The 20,909-nt window shown below is 70.7% G+C and carries 22 protein-coding genes; 8 read left to right on the top strand and 14 right to left on the bottom strand.

From position 1 onward, the window contains the following. Nucleotides 1-19 precede the first annotated feature (19 nt). Nucleotides 20-925, top strand: a complete 906-nt coding sequence (locus tag ABZ471_RS34425) for a deoxyribonuclease IV (protein ID WP_359072060.1) — start codon at nt 20-22, stop codon at nt 923-925. Nucleotides 926-1,000: 75 nt separating this feature from the next. Then, entirely contained in the window at nt 1,001-1,534 is a 534-nt protein-coding gene (locus tag ABZ471_RS34420) for a DUF4396 domain-containing protein (protein ID WP_359072059.1), read from the top strand. An 18-nt stretch (nt 1,535-1,552) separates the two neighbouring features. Here ABZ471_RS34420 and ABZ471_RS34415 read toward each other — a convergent pair whose 3' ends face one another. Next, nucleotides 1,553-2,185, bottom strand: a complete 633-nt coding sequence (locus ABZ471_RS34415; protein WP_359072057.1) for a sulfite oxidase-like oxidoreductase — start codon at nt 2,183-2,185, stop codon at nt 1,553-1,555. A 176-nt stretch (nt 2,186-2,361) separates the two neighbouring features. On the opposite strand from ABZ471_RS34415, the gene bfr reads away from it, so the two are divergent. Next, complete coding sequence (gene bfr, locus ABZ471_RS34410) at nt 2,362-2,841, top strand: bacterioferritin (RefSeq protein ID WP_359072055.1); 480 nt, start codon at nt 2,362-2,364, stop codon at nt 2,839-2,841. A gap of 21 nt (nt 2,842-2,862) precedes the next feature. On the opposite strand, the gene ABZ471_RS34405 is transcribed toward bfr, so the two are convergent. Both ABZ471_RS34405 and ABZ471_RS34400 read right to left on the bottom strand, forming a co-directional pair. Further along, nucleotides 2,863-3,105, bottom strand: a complete 243-nt coding sequence (locus ABZ471_RS34405; protein WP_359072053.1) for a (2Fe-2S)-binding protein — start codon at nt 3,103-3,105, stop codon at nt 2,863-2,865. Between the two features lie 160 nt (nt 3,106-3,265). Continuing rightward, nucleotides 3,266-4,618: a class II 3-deoxy-7-phosphoheptulonate synthase gene (locus tag ABZ471_RS34400; protein WP_359072052.1), complete on the bottom strand. Its 1,353-nt coding sequence runs from the start codon at nt 4,616-4,618 to the stop codon at nt 3,266-3,268. A 105-nt stretch (nt 4,619-4,723) separates the two neighbouring features. On the opposite strand from ABZ471_RS34400, the gene ABZ471_RS34395 reads away from it, so the two are divergent. Beyond that, nucleotides 4,724-4,780 (top strand): trp operon leader peptide, encoded by a 57-nt coding sequence (locus ABZ471_RS34395; protein WP_359072074.1) that lies wholly within the window; start codon nt 4,724-4,726, stop codon nt 4,778-4,780. A gap of 115 nt (nt 4,781-4,895) precedes the next feature. Then, nucleotides 4,896-6,752, top strand: coding sequence for an anthranilate synthase family protein (locus tag ABZ471_RS34390; protein ID WP_359072050.1), 1,857 nt, complete (start codon nt 4,896-4,898; stop codon nt 6,750-6,752). A gap of 17 nt (nt 6,753-6,769) precedes the next feature. Here ABZ471_RS34390 and ABZ471_RS34385 read toward each other — a convergent pair whose 3' ends face one another. From ABZ471_RS34385 to ABZ471_RS34370, 4 genes are all read right to left on the bottom strand, one after another. Further along, nucleotides 6,770-7,798 carry a 6-phosphofructokinase gene (locus ABZ471_RS34385; RefSeq protein WP_359072048.1) on the bottom strand — a complete coding sequence of 343 codons (1,029 nt, stop codon included), beginning with the start codon at nt 7,796-7,798 and terminating at the stop codon, nt 6,770-6,772. A gap of 127 nt (nt 7,799-7,925) precedes the next feature. Beyond that, nucleotides 7,926-8,603, bottom strand: coding sequence for a response regulator transcription factor (locus ABZ471_RS34380; protein ID WP_359072046.1), 678 nt, complete (start codon nt 8,601-8,603; stop codon nt 7,926-7,928). Then, nucleotides 8,600-9,823: a DUF5931 domain-containing protein gene (locus tag ABZ471_RS34375; protein ID WP_359072044.1), complete on the bottom strand. Its 1,224-nt coding sequence runs from the start codon at nt 9,821-9,823 to the stop codon at nt 8,600-8,602. The genes ABZ471_RS34380 and ABZ471_RS34375 overlap by 4 nt, the downstream gene beginning before the upstream one ends. Nucleotides 9,824-9,860: 37 nt before the next feature. Beyond that, a complete protein-coding gene (locus ABZ471_RS34370) occupies nt 9,861-10,592 on the bottom strand; it encodes a lysophospholipid acyltransferase family protein (protein WP_359072072.1) in 732 nt (243 codons plus the stop codon). A 162-nt stretch (nt 10,593-10,754) separates the two neighbouring features. On the opposite strand from ABZ471_RS34370, the gene ABZ471_RS34365 reads away from it, so the two are divergent. Further along, entirely contained in the window at nt 10,755-11,534 is a 780-nt protein-coding gene (locus ABZ471_RS34365) for an alpha/beta fold hydrolase (RefSeq protein WP_359072043.1), read from the top strand. Then, complete coding sequence (locus ABZ471_RS34360; RefSeq protein ID WP_359072041.1) at nt 11,527-12,090, top strand: hypothetical protein; 564 nt, start codon at nt 11,527-11,529, stop codon at nt 12,088-12,090. Before ABZ471_RS34365 ends, ABZ471_RS34360 begins: the two co-directional genes overlap by 8 nt. Nucleotides 12,091-12,096: 6 nt before the next feature. Here the strand turns inward: ABZ471_RS34360 and ABZ471_RS34355 are convergent, their stop codons facing one another. The 6 genes from ABZ471_RS34355 to ABZ471_RS34330 form a co-directional block, all read right to left on the bottom strand. Then, the gene (locus tag ABZ471_RS34355) at nt 12,097-12,843 is read right to left on the bottom strand and encodes an endonuclease/exonuclease/phosphatase family protein (protein WP_359072039.1); all 747 of its coding nucleotides are present in this window, start codon (nt 12,841-12,843) and stop codon (nt 12,097-12,099) included. Between the two features lie 118 nt (nt 12,844-12,961). After that, on the bottom strand, nt 12,962-13,915 hold the full coding sequence (locus ABZ471_RS34350) for an ROK family glucokinase (RefSeq protein WP_359072038.1): 954 nt from the start codon (nt 13,913-13,915) through the stop codon (nt 12,962-12,964). A 67-nt stretch (nt 13,916-13,982) separates the two neighbouring features. Then, entirely contained in the window at nt 13,983-14,489 is a 507-nt protein-coding gene (locus ABZ471_RS34345) for a DUF5304 domain-containing protein (RefSeq protein ID WP_359072036.1), read from the bottom strand. 57 nt (nt 14,490-14,546) lie between these two features. Continuing rightward, nucleotides 14,547-15,719 carry an ArsA-related P-loop ATPase gene (locus tag ABZ471_RS34340; protein ID WP_359072034.1) on the bottom strand — a complete coding sequence of 391 codons (1,173 nt, stop codon included), beginning with the start codon at nt 15,717-15,719 and terminating at the stop codon, nt 14,547-14,549. Between the two features lie 78 nt (nt 15,720-15,797). Then, nucleotides 15,798-16,238: an SRPBCC family protein gene (locus ABZ471_RS34335; protein ID WP_359072032.1), complete on the bottom strand. Its 441-nt coding sequence runs from the start codon at nt 16,236-16,238 to the stop codon at nt 15,798-15,800. Nucleotides 16,239-16,338: 100 nt separating this feature from the next. Next, entirely contained in the window at nt 16,339-17,136 is a 798-nt protein-coding gene (locus tag ABZ471_RS34330; RefSeq protein ID WP_359072030.1) for a metallophosphoesterase, read from the bottom strand. 301 nt (nt 17,137-17,437) lie between these two features. Here ABZ471_RS34330 and ABZ471_RS34325 point away from each other — a divergent pair, with 301 nt between their 5' ends. Beyond that, a complete protein-coding gene (locus tag ABZ471_RS34325; RefSeq protein ID WP_359072028.1) occupies nt 17,438-19,234 on the top strand; it encodes an AMP-dependent synthetase/ligase in 1,797 nt (598 codons plus the stop codon). 13 nt (nt 19,235-19,247) lie between these two features. Here the strand turns inward: ABZ471_RS34325 and ABZ471_RS34320 are convergent, their stop codons facing one another. Continuing rightward, complete coding sequence (locus tag ABZ471_RS34320) at nt 19,248-20,834, bottom strand: GMC oxidoreductase (protein WP_359072071.1); 1,587 nt, start codon at nt 20,832-20,834, stop codon at nt 19,248-19,250. Between the last annotated feature and the right edge of the window lie 75 nt (nt 20,835-20,909).

The following is a 20,909-nucleotide window of genomic DNA, read 5'->3' as shown; positions in this document are numbered from 1 at the left end:
CGCGTGACACCCTGAACGGGTGAGCATCGAGCAGTCCCTCCCCCTCTCCGGCAGCCCCGGAACCGGTCCTTCCCGCAACCCCGTCGGCGGTCATGTCCCCGTGGCCGGCGGCCTGCACTCCGTAGGCCTGTCGTACGCCCGTGACCTCAAGGCCGAGACGGTGCAGGTCTTCGTCGCCAATCCGCGCGGCTGGGCCACGCCTGCCGGGAACCCCCGGCAGGACGAGGCGTTCCGGGAGGCGTGCGCCGAGGAGTCGGTCCCGGCGTACGTGCACGCCCCCTACCTGATCAACTTCGGTTCGCACACCGAGGCGACCGTGGAGAGGTCGGTGGAGTCGCTGCGGCACTCGCTGCGGCGCGGACGGGAGATCGGCGCTCTGGGTGTCGTCGTCCACACGGGCAGCGCGACGGGCGGGCGGGAGCGGGCCGTGGCCCTGAAGCAGGTACGCGAACACCTGCTGCCGCTGCTGGACGAGCTGACCCACGACGACGATCCGTACCTCCTCCTGGAGTCGACCGCCGGGCAGGGCGCCTCGCTGTGCTCGCGCACCTGGGACTTCGGGCCGTACTTCGAGGCCCTGGACGCCCATCCCAGGCTGGGCGTGTGCCTGGACACCTGCCACATCTTCGCCGCCGGGCACGATCTGACCGGCCCGAGCGGCATGCACCAGACCCTCGACCTGCTGGTGGACACCGTCGGCGAGGGCCGGCTGAAGCTGATCCACGCCAACGACTCCAAGGACGTGGTCGGCGCGCACAAGGACCGGCACGAGAACATCGGCGCCGGCCACATCGGCGAGGACCCGTTCCGGGCGCTGATGACCCACCCCGCGACCGAGGGCGTGCCGCTGATCATCGAGACGCCCGGCGGCAAGGAGGGGCACGCGGCGGATGTGGAGCGGCTGAAGAAACTGCGCGACGGCTGACCCCTTGGGGAATACCCCTGGGGGGTATACGGTTCCTGGTGGGCGCGGGAACCGTTACCTGACATGGGGGCAGTCATGCAGCACGAGGCACACGCGGAACACCACGAGGCACACGCGGACCACACAGAGCACGGCCACCAGCACGACGCGCACGCGCACCACCACGCGCCCGCCGTGACCTGGTCCATGGCCGTCCAGGCCACGCTGCACTGCCTCACCGGCTGCGCCATCGGCGAGGTGCTGGGCATGGTCATCGGCACGGCGTTCGGCTGGGGCAACCTGCCGACCATGGTGCTGGCGATCGTCCTGGCCTTCTTCTTCGGCTACTCGCTCACCCTGCGCGGCGTCCTGCGCGCCGGCGTCGACTTCCGCACGGCCTTCCGGGTGGCGCTGGCCGCGGACACGCTGTCCATCGCCGTGATGGAGCTGATCGACAACGGCGTGATCCTGGTCTGGCCGTCCGCGATGGAGGCCACCCTGAGCGACGCGCTGTTCTGGATCTCGCTGGCGATCTCGCTCGCGATCGCCTTCGTGGTGACCGCGCCGGTCAACAAGTGGACGATCGGGCGGGGCAAGGGGCACGCGGTGGTGCACCAGTACCACCACTGACCGGCACGCCGGGAGACGTCAGAGCTCGGGGCCGTCCCCGAGCTCCTCCTGGTAGGAGTAGCGCTGTTCCTTCCAGGGGTCGCCGACGTTGTGGTAGCCGCGCTCCTCCCAGAAGCCGCGACGGTCGGCGGTCATGTACTCCACACCCCGCACCCACTTGGGGCCCTTCCAGGCGTACAGGTGCGGGACGATCAGGCGGACCGGGAAGCCGTGCTCGGCGGTGAGGAGTTCGCCGTCCTTGTGGGTGGCGAAGATCGCACGGTCGGAGGCGAAGTCCGACAGGCGCAGGTTCGAGCTGAATCCGTACTCCGCCCAGACCATCACATGGGTGACGTCGGGCGCCGGAGGGGCGAGGTCCAGGATCGCGCCGGCCGGGATGCCGCCCCACTCCGCGCCGACCATGCTGAACTTCGTCACACAGTGCAGATCGGCCACCACGGTGGTGTACGGCAGGGCCGTGAACTCCTCGTGGTTCCAGGTGCGCTTGTCACCGTCGGCGGTGGCACCGAAGACCCGGAACTCCCAGCGCTCGGACCGGAACTTCGGCACCGGCCCGTAGTGCGTGACCGGCCAGCCACGCTGGAGTCGCTGCCCCGGCGGAAGCTCGGACCCTGCCGCTGCCCCAGATTCGCACTCCACCGGATGACCCATGTCTCCATCCTGACAGACCTCGGGCAGTGCCCTTGACCACCCGTCCGCAAATCGGACAACTCCTATCAAGTCAGCGCGTACTTACTAAGTACGCACTTACTGGACGATCTTCCCCGCCGGTGCAATCATGCCGCCGCATACCCCACCCGTCCCTCCGTATGGAAGGAGCCGCTGCCATGCAGGGCGACCCCGAGGTCATCGAGTTCCTCAACGAGCAGCTCACCGGCGAGCTGACCGCGATCAACCAGTACTTCCTGCACGCGAAGATGCAGGAGAACTTCGGCTGGACGAAGCTCGCCAAGTACACGCGGCACGAGTCGTTCGACGAGATGAAGCACGCCGAGGTGCTCACCGACCGGATCCTGTTCCTGGAGGGGCTGCCCAACTACCAGCGGCTGTTCCATGTGCGGGTGGGGCAGACCGTCAAGGAGATGTTCGAGGCCGACCGGCAGATCGAGGTGGAGGCGATCGACCGGCTCAAGCGGGGTATCAAGGTGATGCGCGAGAAGGGCGACATCACGTCCGCGAACATCTTCGAGGACATCCTGGCCGACGAGGAGCACCACATCGACTACCTCGACACCCAGCTGGAGCTGGTGGAGAAGCTCGGCGAGGCGCTCTACATCTCCCAGGTGATCGAGCAGCCGGAGAGCTAGGGCCCGTCCGGCGGACAGACCCTAGGCGGCCTCGTCCAGGTCCGCGAGGTCCGAGAGTTCCGTGAGGACGGGCACGCCCTGGTCGGCCAGCTCGCGACGCGGGCACGCGCCACGGCCGAGGATCGCCTGGATGCGCCGCACACACGAACCGCAGTCGGTGCCCGCCTTGCAGGCGGAGGCGATCTGGCGGGGGGTGCAGGCGCCGTCCTCCGCATGCTTCTTCACCTGCGCCTCGGTCACCCCGAAGCAACTGCAGACGTACACGCGGATTCACCTCCCACCGGGATCGATAAGCACTGCCGCCCCGATTGATCGGTGAGGCTAACCTAACCTTACCCGGCACGCCGGAGCCGTGAAAGTGGGGTGGGGCGCGGATCGTATGTGATCCGCGCCCCACTTCACCTGGACGTAACAGACGAACCCGTCACTGGTCCCTGTACATCTCCGCGACGAGGAAGGCCAGGTCGAGCGACTGGCTGCGGTTCAGGCGCGGGTCGCAGGCCGTCTCGTAGCGCTGGTGCAGGTCGTCCACGAAGATCTCGTCGCCGCCGCCCACACACTCGGTGACGTCGTCGCCGGTCAGCTCCACGTGGATGCCGCCCGGGTGCGTGCCCAGCCCCTTGTGGACCTCGAAGAAGCCCTTGACCTCGTCGAGCACGTCGTCGAAGCGCCGGGTCTTGTGCCCGGAGGCCGCCTCGAAGGTGTTGCCGTGCATCGGGTCGGTCACCCAGGCCACGGTGGCGCCGGACGCGGTGACCTTCTCCACCAGCTCGGGGAGCTTGTCACGGATCTGGTCCGCACCCATCCGCACGATGAAGGTCAGCCGGCCCGGCTCGCGGTCCGGGTCGAGGCGGTCGATGTACTGCAGCGCCTCCTCGGCCGTGGTCGCCGGGCCGAGCTTGATCCCGATCGGGTTGCGGATCTGCGAGGCGAACTCGATGTGCGCCCCGTCCAGCTGCCGGGTGCGCTCACCGATCCACACCATGTGCCCGGAGACGTCGTACAGCTTGCCCGTGCGCGAATCGACCCTGGTCAGCGCCGACTCGTAGTCGAGCAGCAGCGCCTCGTGCGAGGAGAAGAACTCGACCGTCTTGAACTCCTCCGGGTCCGTGCCACAGGCCCGCATGAAGTTCAGCGCGTTGTCGATCTCACGCGCCAGCTGCTCGTAGCGCTGGCCGGACGGGGACGACTTCACGAAGTCCTGGTTCCAGGCGTGCACCTGCCGCAGATCGGCGTAGCCACCCGTGGTGAAGGCACGCACCAGGTTCAGCGTGGAGGCGGAGGCGTTGTACATCCGCTTCAGCCGCTCGGGGTCCGGGATCCGGGCCGTCTCGTTGAATTCGAAACCGTTGACGGAGTCGCCGCGGTAGGTCGGCAGCGTCACCCCGTCACGGGTCTCGGTCCCCTTGGAGCGCGGCTTGGAGTACTGGCCGGCGATCCGGCCCACCTTCACCACCGGCACCGAGGCGGCGTACGTCAGGACGGCGCCCATCTGGAGCAGCGTCTTGAGCTTGTTGCGGATGTGGTCGGCGGACACCGCGTCGAAGGCCTCGGCGCAGTCGCCGCCCTGGAGAAGGAACGCCTCTCCCTTGGCGACGGCCGCCATCCGGGCGCGCAGCTGGTCGCACTCACCCGCGAAGACGAGCGGCGGATACGACTCGAGGTCCGCGATCACTGCGCGCAGAGCCTCGACGTCGGGGTACTCGGGCTGCTGCGCCGCGGGCAGGTCTCGCCAGGTGTTGCCAGCGCTCGGGCTGGTCTTAGCGTTCACGGTCACCTCGTAAACACTACGGGGTCGTGTCGCCATATTTTCTTTCGGCTCGACTGGTGAGACGGAGTGTTTGCCTCATGGACAGCACGGCCGTGCTGTAGGGTTTTTCGCATGTTCGCGCTTTCGCACCAGACCTGGTGGTGGACCGCTCATCCGGCGGCCCACTGACTGCGCGTACGCAAGACTTCGCGAAGGCCGCCCGAGGGGCGGCCTTCGGCGTATCCGGGGTCGTTCCTCACCGCCATCGATCACCCCATCGACGGACATCGACGCAAGAGGAACCATGGACCTGGCACAACTGCTGCACGACCCCCGTCCCTTCGCCCTGCTCCGCCGCCGCACGCCGGGCCGCGACGAGCACACGGTGGAGGTGCTGCTCGGCCCCGTCACCTCCCGGGAGCGCCTGGCCGACCTGCCCGACGAGGGCCTCGCACTCGTCCCGTTCCGGCAGATCCGCGAGCGCGGCTTCGACGTCCGCGACGACGGCACCCCGCTGCTGGTACTGACGCCCGAGGAGTCGTACGAGATCCCGCTCGCCGAGGCCCTCCGGTCGCTGCCGGGCCATGAGGTGCGGGTCGAGGGCGGGGGCTTCGACGTGGGCGACGAGGCGTACGGCGAGATCGTCGGGCGGGTGCTGCGCGAGGAGATCGGCCGGGGCGAGGGCGCGAACTTCGTGATCCGGCGGACCTACGAGGGTGAGATCCCAGGCTTTGGCCGCGCCGACGCGCTGGCGCTGTTCCGGCGGCTGCTGGAGGGCGAGCGGGGCGCTTACTGGACATTTGTCGTGCACACCGAGGACCGGACGCTGGTGGGTGCCAGTCCCGAGGTGCACGTGCGGATGTCCGGCGGCACGGTCGTCATGAACCCGATCAGCGGGACGTACCGGTATCCGGCCGAGGGGCCGACGGCCGAGCACCTGCTGGACTTCCTCGCGGACGGCAAGGAGATCGAGGAGCTGTCCATGGTCGTCGACGAGGAACTGAAGATGATGTGCACCGTCGGCGACAGGGGCGGGGTGGTCGTCGGCCCGCGCCTGAAGGAGATGGCGCACCTCGCGCACACCGAGTACGAGCTGCGCGGGAAGTCCTCCCTGGACGTGCGGGACGTGCTGCGGGAAACCATGTTCGCGGCGACGGTCACCGGGTCGCCGGTGCAGAACGCGTGCCGGGTGATCGAGCGCCACGAGGTCGGCGGGCGCGGTTACTACGCGGGGGCACTGGCGCTGCTCGGGCGGGATTCCGGGGGCACCCAGACGCTGGACTCCCCCATTCTCATCCGCACCGCCGACATCCGCGCCGACGGCCGGCTGCGCGTCCCGGTCGGCGCGACGCTGGTGCGCGGCTCGGACCCGGCCGGCGAGGTGGCGGAGACGCACGCGAAGGCGTCGGGCGTGCTGGCGGCCCTCGGGGTACGGCCCGCCCGGCCCCGCGCCGAGCGGGAGCGGCCGCAGCTGGCCGACGACCCCCGGGTGCGGGCCGCGCTGGACGGGCGCCGCTCGTCGCTGGCGCCGTTCTGGCTGCGGATGCAGGAGCGGTCGGCGTCCCTGGAGGGGCATGCCCTGGTGGTCGACGGTGAGGACACCTTCACGGCGATGCTCGCGCACGTGCTGCGGTCGAGCGGGCTGGACGTCACCGTCCGGCGGTACGACGAGCCGGGGCTGCGGGAGGCCGTGCTCGCGCACGGGGGACCTGTCGTACTCGGCCCCGGGCCGGGTGACCCGGCCGACCTGGACGATCCCAAGATGCGGATCCTTCGGGACCTGGCCGCCACGGTGATCCGGGAACACCGGCACGGCGTGCTGGGGGTCTGCCTGGGCCATGAGCTGATCGCGGCCGAGCTGGGTCTCGAGATCGTGCGCAAGCAGGTGCCGTACCAGGGGGCGCAGACCACGATCGACCTGTTCGGGCGGCCGGAGACCGTCGGCTTCTACAACAGCTTCGTGGCCCGCTGCGACGAGGAGGCCGCCCGGGAGCTGGCCGCGCACGGCGTCGAGGTGAGCCGGGCCGGGAACGGGGAGGTGCACGCCGTCCGAGGGCTCGGTTTCGCGGGCGTGCAGTTCCACCCGGAGTCGGTCCTGACGCTGAACGGGGCGGCGGTCGTACGGGAACTGGTGGGCCAGTTGCGCCGCACGACCGTGTAGCCGTCCGGTGGCCGCCGTCAGCCGAAGAAGACCCCGACCTCCTCGTACAGCTTCGGGTCCACCGTCTTCAGCTTGGCCGTGGCCTCGGCGATCGGGACGCGGACGATGTCGGTGCCGCGCAGGGCGACCATCTTGCCGAAGTCGCCGTCGCGCACGCAGTCGATGGCGTGCAGGCCGAAACGGGTGGCGAGCCAGCGGTCGAAGGCGCTGGGGGTGCCGCCGCGCTGGATGTGCCCGAGGACCGTGGTGCGAGCCTCCTTGCCGGTGCGCTTCTCGATCTCCTTGGCCAGCCACTCCCCGACCCCGGACAGCCGGACATGCCCGAAGGAGTCGAGCGACTGGTCCTTGAGGACCACGTCGCCGTCCTTCGGCATGGCACCCTCGGCGACGACGACGATCGGGGCGTACGACGCCTTGAAGCGGGAGGTGATCCAGGCGCACACCTGGTCGAGGTCGAAGCGCTGTTCGGGGATGAGGATGACGTTGGCGCCGCCGGCCAGGCCGGAGTGCAGGGCGATCCAGCCCGCGTGGCGGCCCATCACCTCGCAGACGAGGACCCGCATATGGGACTCGGCGGTGGTGTGCAGGCGGTCGATGGCCTCGGTGGCGATGCCGACCGCGGTGTCGAAGCCGAAGGTGTAGTCGGTGGCGGACAGGTCGTTGTCGATGGTCTTCGGCACGCCGACACAGGGCACGCCGTACTCGTCGGACAGCCGCGCGGCGACGCCGAGGGTGTCCTCGCCGCCGATCGCGATGAGCGCCTCGACCTCCTGCTTGGCGAGGTTCTCCTTGATGCGGCGGATGCCGTTCTCCTGCTTCAGCGGATTCGTGCGCGAGGAGCCGAGGATGGTGCCGCCGCGGGGCAGGATGCCGCGCACCGCGGGGATGTCGAGCCGCACGCTGTCGTTCTCCAGCGGCCCGCGCCAGCCGTCCCGGAAGCCGACGAAGTCGTAGCCGTACTCCTGTACGCCCTTGCGGACGACGCCCCGGATGACGGCGTTGAGCCCGGGGCAGTCGCCGCCTCCGGTCAGTACTCCGACCCGCATGGAAATGTCCCTTCACCGCGGTTGCCTGACGCCCAGTCACGGTAATGGTGATTCGCGTCACACCGGGAGAGGCGGGAAGGGTGATTCCGGTGAATTGTCAGGACGTTGCTTTACCCGTCCCGGGGATCTACTCGTCGTCGAGCCCGCGCTCTATCGCGTACCGCACCAGCTCGACCCTGTTGTGCAGTTGCAGCTTGCCGAGGGTGTTCTGGACGTGGTTCTGGACCGTGCGGTGGGAGATGACGAGGCGTTCGGCGATCTGCTTGTAGCTCAGGCCCTTGGCGACCAGCCGCAGCACCTCCGTCTCCCGCTCGGTCAGCCGGGGCGCCCCCGGCTCGTCGGCGTCCGGGGCGGGCGCGGGCTCGGAGGCCAGACGGCGGTACTCGCCGAGGACCAGTCCGGCCAGGCCCGGCGTGAACACCGGGTCGCCGACGGCGGTACGGCGCACCGCGTCCAGGAGTTCCTCGGTCGAGGCCGACTTCAACAGATAGCCGGTCGCGCCGGACTTGACGGCCTCCAGGACGTCGGCGTGCTCGCCGCTCGCGGACAGGACGAGGACGCGCAGGGCGGGGTTGTGGCCGACCAGTTCCTTGCACACCTGGACGCCGGGCTTGGCGGGCAGGTTGAGGTCCAGGACGAGGACGTCCGGCACGGCGGCCTTGGCGCGGCGGACCGCCTGGTCGCCGTCGCCCGCGGTGGCGACCACCTCGAAGCCGGACTCGGCCAGGTCGCGGGCGACCGCGTCGCGCCACATCGGATGGTCGTCGACCACCATGACCCTGATCGGGTCCTGCTGCTGTGTCATCGCTGTTCCGCCTTCCCCCGCGCCTTCCCGGCGCCCTTCGGTACCTTCAACTCGACTTCCGTGCCCTGCCCGGGGACGGAGATCAGCTCGGCGCTGCCGCCGAGGTCGCGCAGGCGTCCCCGGATCGACTGGGCTACGCCGAGCCGGCCCTCGCCCTCGGCCTGGGCGAGCCGGCCCTCGGGGATGCCGGGGCCGTCGTCCCGGACGGTGACGACGATCTCGTCGGGTTCGTCCTCGACCAGGATCCAGGCCCGCGCCTCCTCCCCCGCGTGCCTGCGCACATTGTCCAGGGCGGCCCCGACCGCGGCGGCCAGCTCCCGCGCCGCCGCCCGCGGCAGCGGCACCGGGGCGCCGGGCTCGGCGAGGCTGACCCGGGCGCCTGCGTAGCGGGCGAGCAGGGTGCGCAGGTCGACGGGGCCGTCGTCGTCCGGCTCGTCGACCGTGCGGACGACGGCTCCGGCGGCCGCGTCCTCCGAGACCCGGGAGACCGGCAGCAGACCGCCGGAGACCAGCGTGCGCAGCGCCACCTCCTGCTCCCCGGCCAGCCGCCCCAGCTCGGCCGCCTCGCCGCCGATGACCGCGCCGCGCCGCTGCACCATCGCCAGCACCTGGAGCACACTGTCGTGGATGTCCCGGGCCAGCCGCTCCCGCTCCCGGGTCGCCGCCTCGATCTCCAGGGCGCGGGCGAGGGTGCGCTCGGAGGCGCGGGCGACCTCCACTACGTAGCCGATGGCCACGGAGGCGATCCAGACCAGCAGGACGGCGTGCACGGTGTCCCGGGACGGGGTGCCCCGCTGGACGATGTTGGCGACGGCGACCGGCGTCGAGGCGAACGCCGCCCAGCGCCAGCCGCCCTTGAGCGCGAAGGCGAGGACCGCGCCGGCCGTCCATATCGACGGCAGCGTCGGACCGCCCGACACGATGCGCTCGTGGGAGACGGCGACGGGCGTGAGGAGGATGCCGGTGAGCGCCAGGGTCAGGTCGACGGCGAGGAAGCGCCGGGTGCACTGCGCGGCGCTCGCGACCTTGGGCAGCGTGGCCAGGGTCCAGACGAAGAGGACCGCGTAGTAGCCGACGGCGACCCAGGGGCGTACGAACACGTCGTACGCGAAGACGAACAGGCCGATCGCGTACACCATCGTGAGCACGCGGTACCCGGCGAGCGCACGCCACAGCGGCTGCTCGACCGACATCCTCATGACACGCTCGCGCTTGGGCATGGCCCCCGTTCCCCCCTGGTCCCGCCTGGTCCCGCTGCTAGGCCTCGGCCTTCTTCTCCGCCTCCTTGGCGGCCTTCTCCGCTTCTTTGGCCGCCTTCGCCGCGTCCGCGATCTGCCGCTTGGCGGCGGTCGCGTACATGTCGACGTACTCCTGGCCGGAGAGCTTCATGATCTCGTACATGACCTCGTCGGTCACCGCGCGCAGCACGAAACGGTCGTGCTCCATGCCCTGGTAGCGGCTGAAGTCCAGGGCCTCGCCGATGCGGATGCCCGGGCGCATCAGCTTCGGCATGACCTTGCCGGGCGGCTGGATCTTCTCGGTGTCGATCATCGCGACGGGGATGACCGGCGCGCCGGTGGCGAGCGCCACGCGCGCGAGGCCGCCGGGCTTGCCCCGGTACAGGCGGCCGTCGGGCGAGCGGGTGCCCTCCGGGTAGATGCCGAACAGCTCGCCGCGCTCCAGCACCTCTATGCCGCTCTTGATCGCGGCTTCACCGGCGCCGCGCGCCCCGGACCGGTCCACCGGGAGCTGTCCGACGCCCTTGAAGAAGGCCGCCGTCAGACGGCCCTTCACGCCCGGGGTGGTGAAGTACTCGGCCTTCGCGATGAAGGTGACCTTGCGGTCGAGGACCGCGGGCAGGAAGAACGAGTCCGAGAAGGACAGGTGATTGCTCGCCAGAATGGCGGCACCTTCGGCCGGAATGTTCTCCAGTCCCTCCACCCAGGGCCTGAAGGCGACCTTCAGCGGCCCGCCGATGGCGACCTTCATCGTGCCGTACAACACCCGTGTGCCTCCTGTTTCCGTCGCTCAGACCTTAACCCGGAGTGCCGTCAATGGGCCCGACGACCCTGGTCGGTGTCAGTGCGGTCGCGTACGGTGAAGCACATCCGCCAGTCCTTCATGCCTTTCTCAGGAACAGGAGCCCGAAAGGTGCCGGTTCTCCCCGGAGCCGAGCCGTACCGCCACGAGGGCGGGGAGGTGGGTGTCCTCCTCTGTCACGGCTTCACCGGCTCGCCCCAGTCGCTGCGCCCCTGGGCGGAGCACCACGCGGCGCACGGCCTGACCGTGTCGCTGCCCCTGCTGCCCGGGCACGGCACGCGCTGGGAGGACATGCAGGTCACGGGCTGGCAGGACTGGTACGCGGAGGTGGACCACGCGCTGCGGCTGCTCGCCGAGCGCAGTTCCCGGGTGTTCGTCGCCGGTCTGTCGATGGGCGGCGCGCTGGCGCTTCGACTGGCGGCCCGACACGGCGGACAGGTCGCCGGCGTGGTCGTCGTCAACCCGACGAACCGGGTGCACGGCCTGTCTGCGTACGCCCTTCCGGTGGCCCGGCACCTCGTGCGGACGACGAAGGGCATCGCCAGCGACCTCGCCAAGGGCGGCGCCGCGGAGCTGGCTTACGACCGGGTGCCGCTGCACACGGCGCACTCCCTGCGGGTGTTCCTGCGCCGGCTGGACGGCGAGCTGCCCCAGGTCACCCAACCGTTGCTGCTGCTGCGCAGCGCCCAGGACCATGTGGTCCCGGCAGCCGACTCGGCGCGGGTGCTGAGCCGGGTGTCCTCCGTGGACGTAACGGAGATCGTGCTGGAACAGAGTTACCACGTGGCGACGTTGGACCACGATGCGGACCGGATCTTCGAGGAGAGCCTCGCCTTCATCGGCCGGCTCGCACCCAGTGTCGGCAAGGAAGGGACGGCCGCAGTTGGCTGAGCACGACTCCGACCGCGAGGATCGCGAGCCGGACGAGAAGGGGGTGCCCTTCGACGAGGCCGCCGCTTGGCGGGCGATCGTCGCAGGGTACGGCGACGAGCCGCCGGATCCGCCGGGGGCCCGGCCCTTCAAGCCGGTGGAGGATCTCGCGCTGCTCGAGAAGGAGCCCCCGGGCGAGGGGGCCGACAGCTCCGAGGAGCCGCGGCCCGCCCGGCCGCTGGGCAGCTCGATCTCGTTCGCGCCCGGCGTGGGTCCGCGCGACTACACCGCGCCGGAGTCCTCCGAGGACGACTTCGACGAGGACGACGAGGGCCACTTCGTACCGCCCGATCCGCCGCCGCTGCCGACCGCCGACACGACCGCCAGATTGGCCTGGCTCGGTGTGGCCGGCGGCCCGGTCCTGCTCCTGGTGGCCGTGCTGCTCGGCTGGGAGATGACGTGGTGGCTGGCGACCCTCGGCATCGGCGGGTTCCTCGGCGGGTTCGTGACGCTGGTGACCCGGATGCGGACGGACGACGACGATGACGGCGACCCGGGGCGCGGGGCCGTGGTCTGACGCGCCCTACGACGCCGGGATCTTGAGGGCGGCCAGGACCGGAAGGTGGTCCGTGGCCGCCCTCAGGTCCCTCTCCGTGATCCCCGGCTGGTGCAGGGGCACCCCGCAGCCGAGCACCTCGATGCCCTGGGTGGCGAGGACGGCGTCGATGCGCTGGTGGGGTTCGGCCGGGGTCGAGGTGAACTCGCCGCCCCAGGGGGCGGTGGCCCGGCCGTCCTGGAGGGCGGCGGCCAGGTGCCGGAAGGTGGGTCCGTCGGGGCGCTCGTTGAGATCGCCGCCCACGACGGCGTGCTCCACACCCATCCCGGTGAGCCGGTCGAGGAGCAGGCCGGCCTGCTCGTAGCGCTCGTCCTTCTGCAGGCTGAGGTGGCAGCTGACGACGCCGAGGCGGGCTGCGCCGAAGCGGACCACCGCCGTGGCGAGGCCGCGGCGGTGCAGGCCGGGGGTAAGGGGGAGCAGGACGTCCTCGGTCCGTTCGACGGTGGCCCGGAGCGAGCAGAGGATCGCGGGGCCCGCGGCTGTGGCTCCGCCGGTGAGAACGACCTGGCCGGAGGCCGCTGCGAGGCGGGCCAGCTTCTTGCGCCAGCGGAAGAAGCGGGGGGCTTCCTGGACGAGGACCAGGTCGGGGGCGCAGGCGGTGATCACCCTTGCCAGGGCGTGGGTGTCGTCGCGCATCGAGCGGATGTTGTAGCTCAGGACGCGGACGAGGGCTGAACCGTCGGGCTCTGTGTGGGAGTTGGGGAGCAGCGCCATGTGGATCAATGTACGCCCCATGGCGCGCGCAGGTGTCCGTTCGCGCGTGCGGGCGCGCGGGGCTGTCGCGCGGTTCCCCGCGCCCCGTGTCGGAGCGCAGGGAACCCGGGAGGTGTCCCTACATGATCGGGTCGGGCTCGCGGGCCAGGTCGGCTGCGCCCACCAGGCCCGCCTTGTTGCCGAGCTGAGCGGCGATGACGTCGGCGACCGGGCGCCAGTTGCCGCCGACCAGCCAGCGCTTGTAGGACTTGCGGATCGGGTCGAGGACCAGCTCGCCCTCGTCCGAGAGGCCACCGCCGACGATGAAGGCGGACGGGTCGAAGAGGGAGGCCAGGTCGGCGAGGCCCGCGCCGGCCCAGCGGGCCAGCTCACGGTAGGAGTCCACGGCGACCAGGTCGCCCTGGCGGGCGGCCATGGAGATGTGCTTGCCCTCGATGCCCTCCGGGGTGCCGTCGCCCAGGGACAGGAGCACCTCGGCGTTCTCCGGGGTCGCGTTGGCGCGCTGCTTGGCGTAGCGGACCAGGGCACGGCCGGAGGCGTACTGCTCCCAGCAGCCCTGGCTGCCGCAGCCGCACTGCAGGCCGTCCGGGACCATCCGGATGTGGCCGAACTCCGCGGCCACGCCGAAGTGGCCGCGGCGCAGCTTGTTGCCGATGATGATGCCGCCGCCGAGGCCGGTGCCGAGCGTGATGCAGATGACGTTGCGGTGGCCCTTGCCGGCGCCGAACTTGTACTCGCCCCAGGCGGCGGCGTTGGCGTCGTTCTCGACCACGACCGGCAGGCCCACGCGGGCCTCGACCTTCTCCTTCAGCGGCTCCTGGCGCCAGTCGATGTTGGGGGCGAAGTACACCGTGGAGCGCTGCCGGTTCACGTATCCGGCCGCACCGATACCCACGCCGACGATCTCGTGCCCCGCACGCGCACCCTCCACAGCCGAGGCGATGGCGTCCACGATGGCCTCGGGCGTGGTGGGGGTCGGCACCTTGAAGGTCGAGAGGATGTTGCCTTCCTCGTCGACCACGCCGGCCGCGATCTTGGTGCCGCCGATGTCGACGCCGATGGTGAGTCCCATGAATCCCTCAGTTTCGGTCGAGCCCCGCTACGGCCAACCGTACCCGAGGCCCTGCCGGTGAAAGGCTTCAGTCCAGGTCGATGCGTTCCCCGGGGCCGGTGCCCTCGCCCCGGTCGGGACGGTCGGTCCGGTCGTCCTTCAGGTCGGCCGCGCCGGTGGTCCAGCGGTGCTCCTGGGCCTGGACGGCGGAGCGGTAGGCGGCCAGCAGCTCGGAACCGGCCGCGGCGAGATGGTCGAAGATCTCCGGGTTGCGCTCTATCACGGGCTCCACGGCGGCCTTGGCCTGCTGGACGACCTGGCGCACCACCTGCTGGGCGGCGGGTCCGGCGACGGCTCCGAGGAGCGGGGACTGGAGGCCGGACAGCTTGTCGGCCACCGTGTCCACGAGCCTGCGCAGTTCCTCGGCGGCGGAGCCCGCGGGCGGGCCCTGCGCGGCACGGCGGCGGGCCTTCTCGGCGGCGAGGTCCTCGGCACAGGCCGTGGCCCAGGCGTCGGTGTCGGTGTCGGTCGCCCGGTCCTGCTCGGCTTCCTCGGCCTTCTCGAAGGGGCCGGGTGCGGGGCGGTCTTCGCTCATGGCGGGCTCCTGACTACGGTTCGCCCCTACGACGTTACCCGAACGGCCGTACGCGGTTCACCGCCGCGCGGCGGGCCACAGGTCGGGGTCGGGGGCGAACCGGATGCGCAGTTCGCCCTCGCGCAGCGCGGCCCCGGCGACGGTGCAGCGGCGCAGGGCGGACGGGAGCGGAACGATCCGCCGGAAGCTGCCCGCGCTGATCACGAGTTCGTCGCCGCGCCGGACCAGGTCCAGGTCGTCCCGTATCGCGCCGGGCAGCGGGAGGTGCCAGACCAGCACGCCGTCCTCGGCGAGGCGGTCGGCGACGGGCCACTCGACCGGGGTGGGCGCGGCGTTGACACCGGGGACGGCGAGGGCGTCCAGGTCCTCGGTGCCGTGCGGGTCGCGGCCGAGGTGGGGGACGGTGTGGACGTCGTACGACTCCGTCCAGGCGGCCAGGGCCTTGCGCTGCTGGGCGAGGAGGCCGGAGAGCCAGGTGTCGGGCACGGTCTCGGGCAGGACGCGGTTGGCGATCAGGGCCTCGGTGCGCAGGCCGCGCAGGGCGAGGCCGAGGGCCGCGGTGGTGACGGCGTCGGTGCCGGCGGGGCCGGGCTCGGCTACCAGGCGTACGGCGGTGCCGCGGTCGGTGATGACGGCCTCGACGGCGGCCAGCTCGACATCCCAGCGGGCTGCCGTCTCGTACAGCCACTCGGCGGGCATGGGGACGCCTGCCAGCCGTCCGAGGACCGGGCGCAGGGCGCGGGCCGCCTGGCGCTCGGGCGGGAGCAGCCGGCGCAGGTAGCGGCGCAGCTCCTCGGGGAGGGCGAGCAGCGGGAGGGCCTGCGGGAGGGGCGGGAGGTCCGCGACGAGGAGGTCGTATCGATCGGAGAGGGCGGCGTCTCTCAGGGCGCGCAGGAAGGACAGTTCCTCGGCGCCGGGCAGCGGGGTGACCTCCTCGCCGTCCAGGCGTGCGGCGCCGAGGAGGTCGAGGACGTTCGCAGCGCGGCTCTGGAAGGCGGTGAGGTCCTGCCGGAAGCGTTCCGTGGCGTCGGGGCGCCAGGCCGTGAGGTGCTCGGTGATCTCGGTCGGGGCCGGTCCTGTCGCGGAGCCCAGCGCCGTGCCGAGGGTGTCGGTGCGGTCGGCACTGAGGAGGAGGGTACGGGTGCCCTCCCGAGCGGCGTCGACCGCGGTGGCGGCGGCGACCGTGGTACGACCGCTGCCGCCCGGGCCCGTGATCAGGATGGTGCGCATGAGGGTGAACGGTAACGGAGGGCGGAAGGCGCGGCCGGCGAGGCCCGGTTGCCCCGGGGCCAGTGGGCGGGCACAGACTCAGTCGCCCGACTCCACCCGCTTCTTCAGGCCCGCCAGTGCGCGGTCGATGATGACCTTCTCCGCCTTGCGCTTGATCATGCCGAGCATGGGGATCTTGACGTCGACCGTGAGCTGGTAGGTGACCTCGGTGGCACCCGCACCGGCCGGCTTGAGGAGGTAGGAGCCGTCCAGGGAGCGCAGCATCTGGGACTTCACGAGCGTCCAGGAGACCTCGTTCTCCCCGGTCCAGGTGTAGCCCAGGGTCTGGTCGTCCTTGATGGCTCCGGCGTCCATGACGAGGCGGACCTGCTCGGCGCGGCCCCGGCCGTCGGTCTTGAGGACCTCCGCCTCCTTGACCTCGCCCGTCCAGTCCGGATAGCGGGCGAAGTCGGCGATCACCGCCATGACGTCGGCCGGAGCCGCCTCGATCGTGATGCTCGAACTGGTGTGTTCTGCCATCGCCGTGGCTCCTCCAGATACGGACCTAAGAGTGTGCAGCGTGAAGGCTACCGCGCCGCCGACCTGCCGCCTTCACCCCATCCACCCCGTCTCCGCGTTCTCACCATTCGAGGGCCCAGGGCCTGCCCGTACCGGCAAAGTGCCCCACGTTCACGCACTCGGTGGCGCCGATCCGCATCCGGCGGGCCAGCGGCTGGTGGACGTGCCCGAAGAGGGAGTAGCGCGGCCTGGTGCGGTGGATGGCCGCCAGCAGCGCCCGGCTGCCCCGCTCGAAGCGGCGCGCGACGGTGTCGTAGACCAGCTCGGGCACCTCCGGCGGGATGTGCGTGCACAGCACGTCCACCTCACCGAGCGCCTCGATCTTGGCCGCGTACTCCTCGTCGTCGATCTCGTACGGCGTCCGCATCGGGGTGCGCAGGCCGCCGCCCACGAAGCCGAAGGTCCAGCCACCGATCTCCACCCGCTCGCCGTCCAGCACCCTGGTGCCGGGCCCGGCGTACTCACTCCACAAAGGCGGCATATCGACATTGCCGTAGGTGGCGTACGTCGGGGTCGGGAACGCGGCGAACAGCTCGGCGTACTGCTTGCGCACCGCCTTCTCGATCGCGGCGGCCCGGTCGGAGCCGATCCCGGCCCACAATCGGGCGCCGAAGGCACGCGCCTCCTCGAAGCGGCGGGCGGTGCGCAACTCGACGATGCGGTCGGCGTTCTCCCTGCCGAACAGGTCGGGGAAGATCCCGCGGGAGTGGTCGGCGTAGTCGAGGAAGAGGACGAGGTCGCCGAGACAGACCAGGGCGTCCGCACCTTCGCCGGCCCGGGCCAGGTCACGGGCGTTGCCGTGTACGTCGCTGACCACGTGGACGCGTGTCCTTCGGTTACCGGAGCGTGTGGGTGCCATGGCGATCAAGCGTAGGCGTGTGGGGTGTGCGTGAACAGTGACGGCCCGGTCTGCCGCAACTCGCCGGTCGGTTGGGCCGTGGACTACTGTGCGCCCAGGAACGCCATCCTGTGTGACGCAGCGAACATCTCGTCGGGACCCCCTGTCGTAGAAGCCATACCGACCGGTAACGTCCGGGCAGTCCAGTAGTGCTCAGGGTTTCAACCAAGCGGTGGACACCCGGAGCACCTGCCCGAGCCTTGGACCGCACCGTCGCATCACACAGTGTCGTGGCGCCGGCGCCCTATGAGGAGCAGCAGTCTTGCGCGAGTTCAGCCTTCCGGCTTTGTACGAGGTCCCTGCGGACGGCAATCTGACCGACATCGTCCGCAGAAACGCCGCGCAGCATCCCGACGTCGCCGTCATCGCCCGCAAGGCGGGCGGCGCCTGGCAGGACGTGACGGCCACGGAGTTCCTGGCCGAGGTGCACGCCGCCGCCAAGGGGCTCATCGCCTCCGGTGTGCAGCCGGGCGACCGGGTCGGCCTGATGTCCAGGACGCGCTACGAGTGGACGCTCCTCGACTTCGCGATCTGGAGCGCGGGCGCGGTCACCGTGCCGGTGTACGAGACCAGCTCGCCGGAGCAGGTGCAGTGGATCCTGTCCGACTCGGGCGCGACCGCGTGCATCGTGGAGCTGGACAGCCACGTGGCCGCCGTGGACTCGGTGCGCGACACCCTGCCCGCCCTCAAGCACGTCTGGCAGATCGAGGGCGGCGGCCTGGAGGAGCTGGGCCTGCTCGGGCAGGACGTCTCGGATGCGGCCGTGGAGGAGCGCAGCTCGCTCGCCAAGGCCGACGACCCGGCGACCATCGTCTACACGAGCGGCACGACCGGGCGCCCCAAGGGATGCGTGCTCACCCACCGCAGCTTCTTCGCCGAGTGCGGGAACATCGTGGAGCGGCTGCGGCCGCTGTTCCGTACCGGTGAGTGCTCGGTCCTGCTCTTCCTCCCGCTCGCGCACGTCTTCGGGCGGCTCGTGCAGATCGCGCCGATGATGGCGCCGATCAAGCTGGGCTGTGTTCCGGACATCAAGCACCTCACCGACGAGCTGGCCGCCTTCCGGCCGACGCTCATCCTCGGTGTCCCGCGCGTCTTCGAGAAGGTCTACAACTCGGCGCGGGCCAAGGCGCAGGCGGACGGCAAGGGCGCGATCTTCGACAAGGCCGCGGACACCGCCATCGCCTACAGCAAGGCGCTGGACACCCCGTCGGGCCCGCCCCTGGGTCTGAAGATCAAGTACAAGGTCTTCGACAAGCTGGTCTACAGCAAACTGCGCGCTGTCCTCGGCGGCCGCGGCGAGTACGCCATCTCCGGCGGCGCCCCGCTGGGCGAGCGGCTCGGGCACTTCTTCCGGGGCATCGGCTTCACGGTGCTGGAGGGCTACGGCCTGACCGAGTCCTGCGCGGCGACCGCGTTCAACCCCTGGGACCGGCAGAAGATCGGCACGGTCGGCCAGCCGCTGCCCGGTTCGGTGATCCGCATAGCGGACGACGGCGAGGTGCTGCTGCACGGCGAGCACCTGTTCAAGGAGTACTGGAACAACCCGGGCGCGACCGCCGAGGCGCTCGCCGACGGCTGGTTCCACACGGGTGACATCGGCACCCTCGACGAGGACGGCTACCTCAAGATCACCGGTCGCAAGAAGGAGATCATCGTCACCGCGGGCGGCAAGAACGTGGCCCCGGCCGTGATCGAGGACCGCATCCGCGCCCACGCGCTGGTCGCGGAGTGCATGGTGGTGGGCGACGGGCGGCCGTTCGTGGGCGCGCTGGTCACCATCGACGACGAGTTCCTGGGCCGCTGGGCCGAGGAGCACGGCAAGCCGGCGGGCTCCACCGCGGCGTCGCTGCGCGAGGACCCGGACCTGATCGCCGCGATCCAGGACGCGGTCGACGACGGCAACGCCGCGGTGTCGAAGGCGGAATCGGTGCGGAAGTTCCGCATTCTGTCCTCCCAGTTCTCGGAGGAGTCGGGCCACCTCACCCCGTCGCTGAAGCTCAAGCGGAACGTGGTGGCGAAGGACTACGCGGACCAGATCGAGGCGATCTACGCCAAGTGACCCGTCCGCACGCTCATGGCGCGGTGTCCTCGGCGAGGACCCGCGCCATCGTGCGTTCGGCGAGCGCGGTGATGGTGACGAAGGGGTTCACCCCGATCGAGCCGGGCACCAGCGAGCCGTCGGTGATGTAGAGCCTGGAGTACCCCTTGACCCGGCCGTAGTCGTCGGTCGCCTTCCCCAGGACGCAGCCGCCCAGCGGGTGGTAGGTGAAGTCGTCCGCGAAGATCTTGCTGGTCGAGCCGAAGAGGTCGTACCGGTAGATGGTCGCGTTGGCCGCGTTGACGCGGTCGAACAGCTTCTTGGCCATCCCGACCGACACGGCGCTCTGGGCGGCGGTCCAGCCGAGTTTCACCGTGCCGGACGAGGAGTCGTACGAGAACGACGCCCGCTCGGGGTTCTTGGTGATCGCCAGGTACAGGCTGATCCAGTGCTCGAACCCCATGGGCAGCGGGGCGATCTCGGCGAAGACCGGGTTGGCGGTGTTGGCCCAGTCGTCGATGCCCATGACGGGCATGGTCGCCTGGTTGGCGCCGACGGTGTCCCAGATGTGGTTGGCGCGGCCGACCATGGTGTTGCCGTTGGTGCCCCAGCCGGCTCCCACACCGGAGTTCAGGTTCGGCAGGGTGCCGGTGTCCCGGGCGCGGACGAGGAGTTCGGTGGTGCCGAGGCTGCCGCCGCCGAGGAAGAGGTACGTGCAGCTGTACTGCTTGGTCTCCACGACCTTGCCGGTGGTGTCGACGCGGTCGGCGGTCAGCACGTACGACCCGTCGCTCGCCCTGGTGACCGCCCTGACCTTCTCCAGGGTGTGGATCGTGACGTTGCCGGTGCCGAGGGCGGCGGCCAGGTAGGTCTTGTCGAGGCTGCGCTTGCCATGGTTGTTGCCGTAGATGACCTCCCCGGCGAGCGCGGACTTCGTGGCCGTGCCGGCGGCCTCGCGCTGCATGTAGCCGAAGTCGTAGACGTTCGGCACGAAGGTGGTTTTCAGGCCGGCGTTGGCGGCGGCCTTCCGGGAGGTGCGGGTGAACTGGTACCACTCCGTGGACTCGAACCAGGCCGGGTCGACGGTGTTGACGCCGAGCACAGAGCGGGCGCGCGGGAAGTAGGTGCCGTACATCTCGTCGGCGTCCACGGTCGGGAACTGCTCGGCGAAGTAGGACTTCAGCGGGGTGACCGCCATGCCGCCGTTGACCAGGGAGCCGCCGCCGACGCCCCGGCCGACGTACACGGACATGTGGTCGTAGTGCACCCGGTCGAGGACTCCGGGGTAGCTGCTGATGTCCTTGTTGACGAGGTCCAGCCACAGGAAGGTGGCCAGCGGGGCCTCGGTGCGGGTGCGGAACCACATGGAGCGCTGGTCGGGGGCGCTGGTGGAGCAGAACACCTTGCCGTCGCCGCCGGCGGTGTTCCAGAGCCGGCCCATCTCCAGGACGAGGGTGCGGATGCCGGACTGGCCGAGGCGGAGGGCGGCCACGGCCCCGCCGTAGCCCGAACCGACCACGATGGCCGGGGCGTTGTCGACGGCGGCCGGTTCGGCCGCCTGCGCGGACTTCAGACCGATGCGGGTGAGACCGGCCGTGGCGGCGGTCTGGAGGGCGATCATGCCCAGGATGTGACGCCTACTCAGCTGACGCTGCATCAGTTTTGCTGTCATGCGCGCAGCATGGGCGGATTTTCC

The sequence above is a fragment of the Streptomyces sp. NPDC005728 genome, from assembly GCF_040630895.1.
Lineage (GTDB): Bacteria > Actinomycetota > Actinomycetes > Streptomycetales > Streptomycetaceae > Streptomyces.
This window is presented reverse-complemented; position numbering and strand designations above follow the sequence as displayed.

Excerpts from the sequence above, each read along its gene's own strand:
- ABZ471_RS34370 (WP_359072072.1), bottom strand. The coding sequence starts at position 10,592 with ATGAAGGTCGCCATCGGCGGGCCGCTGAAGGTCGCCTTCAGGCCCTGG.
- bfr (WP_359072055.1), top strand. The coding sequence starts at position 2,362 with ATGCAGGGCGACCCCGAGGTCATCGAGTTCCTCAACGAGCAGCTCACC.
- ABZ471_RS34420 (WP_359072059.1), top strand. The coding sequence starts at position 1,001 with ATGCAGCACGAGGCACACGCGGAACACCACGAGGCACACGCGGACCAC.
- ABZ471_RS34350 (WP_359072038.1), bottom strand. The coding sequence starts at position 13,915 with ATGGGACTCACCATCGGCGTCGACATCGGCGGCACCAAGATCGCGGCC.
- ABZ471_RS34320 (WP_359072071.1), bottom strand. The coding sequence starts at position 20,834 with ATGATCGCCCTCCAGACCGCCGCCACGGCCGGTCTCACCCGCATCGGT.
- ABZ471_RS34355 (WP_359072039.1), bottom strand. The coding sequence starts at position 12,843 with ATGGCGCTGCTCCCCAACTCCCACACAGAGCCCGACGGTTCAGCCCTC.
- ABZ471_RS34390 (WP_359072050.1), top strand. The coding sequence starts at position 4,896 with ATGGACCTGGCACAACTGCTGCACGACCCCCGTCCCTTCGCCCTGCTC.
- ABZ471_RS34380 (WP_359072046.1), bottom strand. The coding sequence starts at position 8,603 with ATGACACAGCAGCAGGACCCGATCAGGGTCATGGTGGTCGACGACCAT.
- ABZ471_RS34375 (WP_359072044.1), bottom strand. The coding sequence starts at position 9,823 with ATGCCCAAGCGCGAGCGTGTCATGAGGATGTCGGTCGAGCAGCCGCTG.
- ABZ471_RS34345 (WP_359072036.1), bottom strand. The coding sequence starts at position 14,489 with ATGAGCGAAGACCGCCCCGCACCCGGCCCCTTCGAGAAGGCCGAGGAA.
- ABZ471_RS34330 (WP_359072030.1), bottom strand. The coding sequence starts at position 17,136 with ATGGCACCCACACGCTCCGGTAACCGAAGGACACGCGTCCACGTGGTC.
- ABZ471_RS34415 (WP_359072057.1), bottom strand. The coding sequence starts at position 2,185 with ATGGGTCATCCGGTGGAGTGCGAATCTGGGGCAGCGGCAGGGTCCGAG.
- ABZ471_RS34335 (WP_359072032.1), bottom strand. The coding sequence starts at position 16,238 with ATGGCAGAACACACCAGTTCGAGCATCACGATCGAGGCGGCTCCGGCC.
- ABZ471_RS34340 (WP_359072034.1), bottom strand. The coding sequence starts at position 15,719 with ATGCGCACCATCCTGATCACGGGCCCGGGCGGCAGCGGTCGTACCACG.
- ABZ471_RS34385 (WP_359072048.1), bottom strand. The coding sequence starts at position 7,798 with ATGCGGGTCGGAGTACTGACCGGAGGCGGCGACTGCCCCGGGCTCAAC.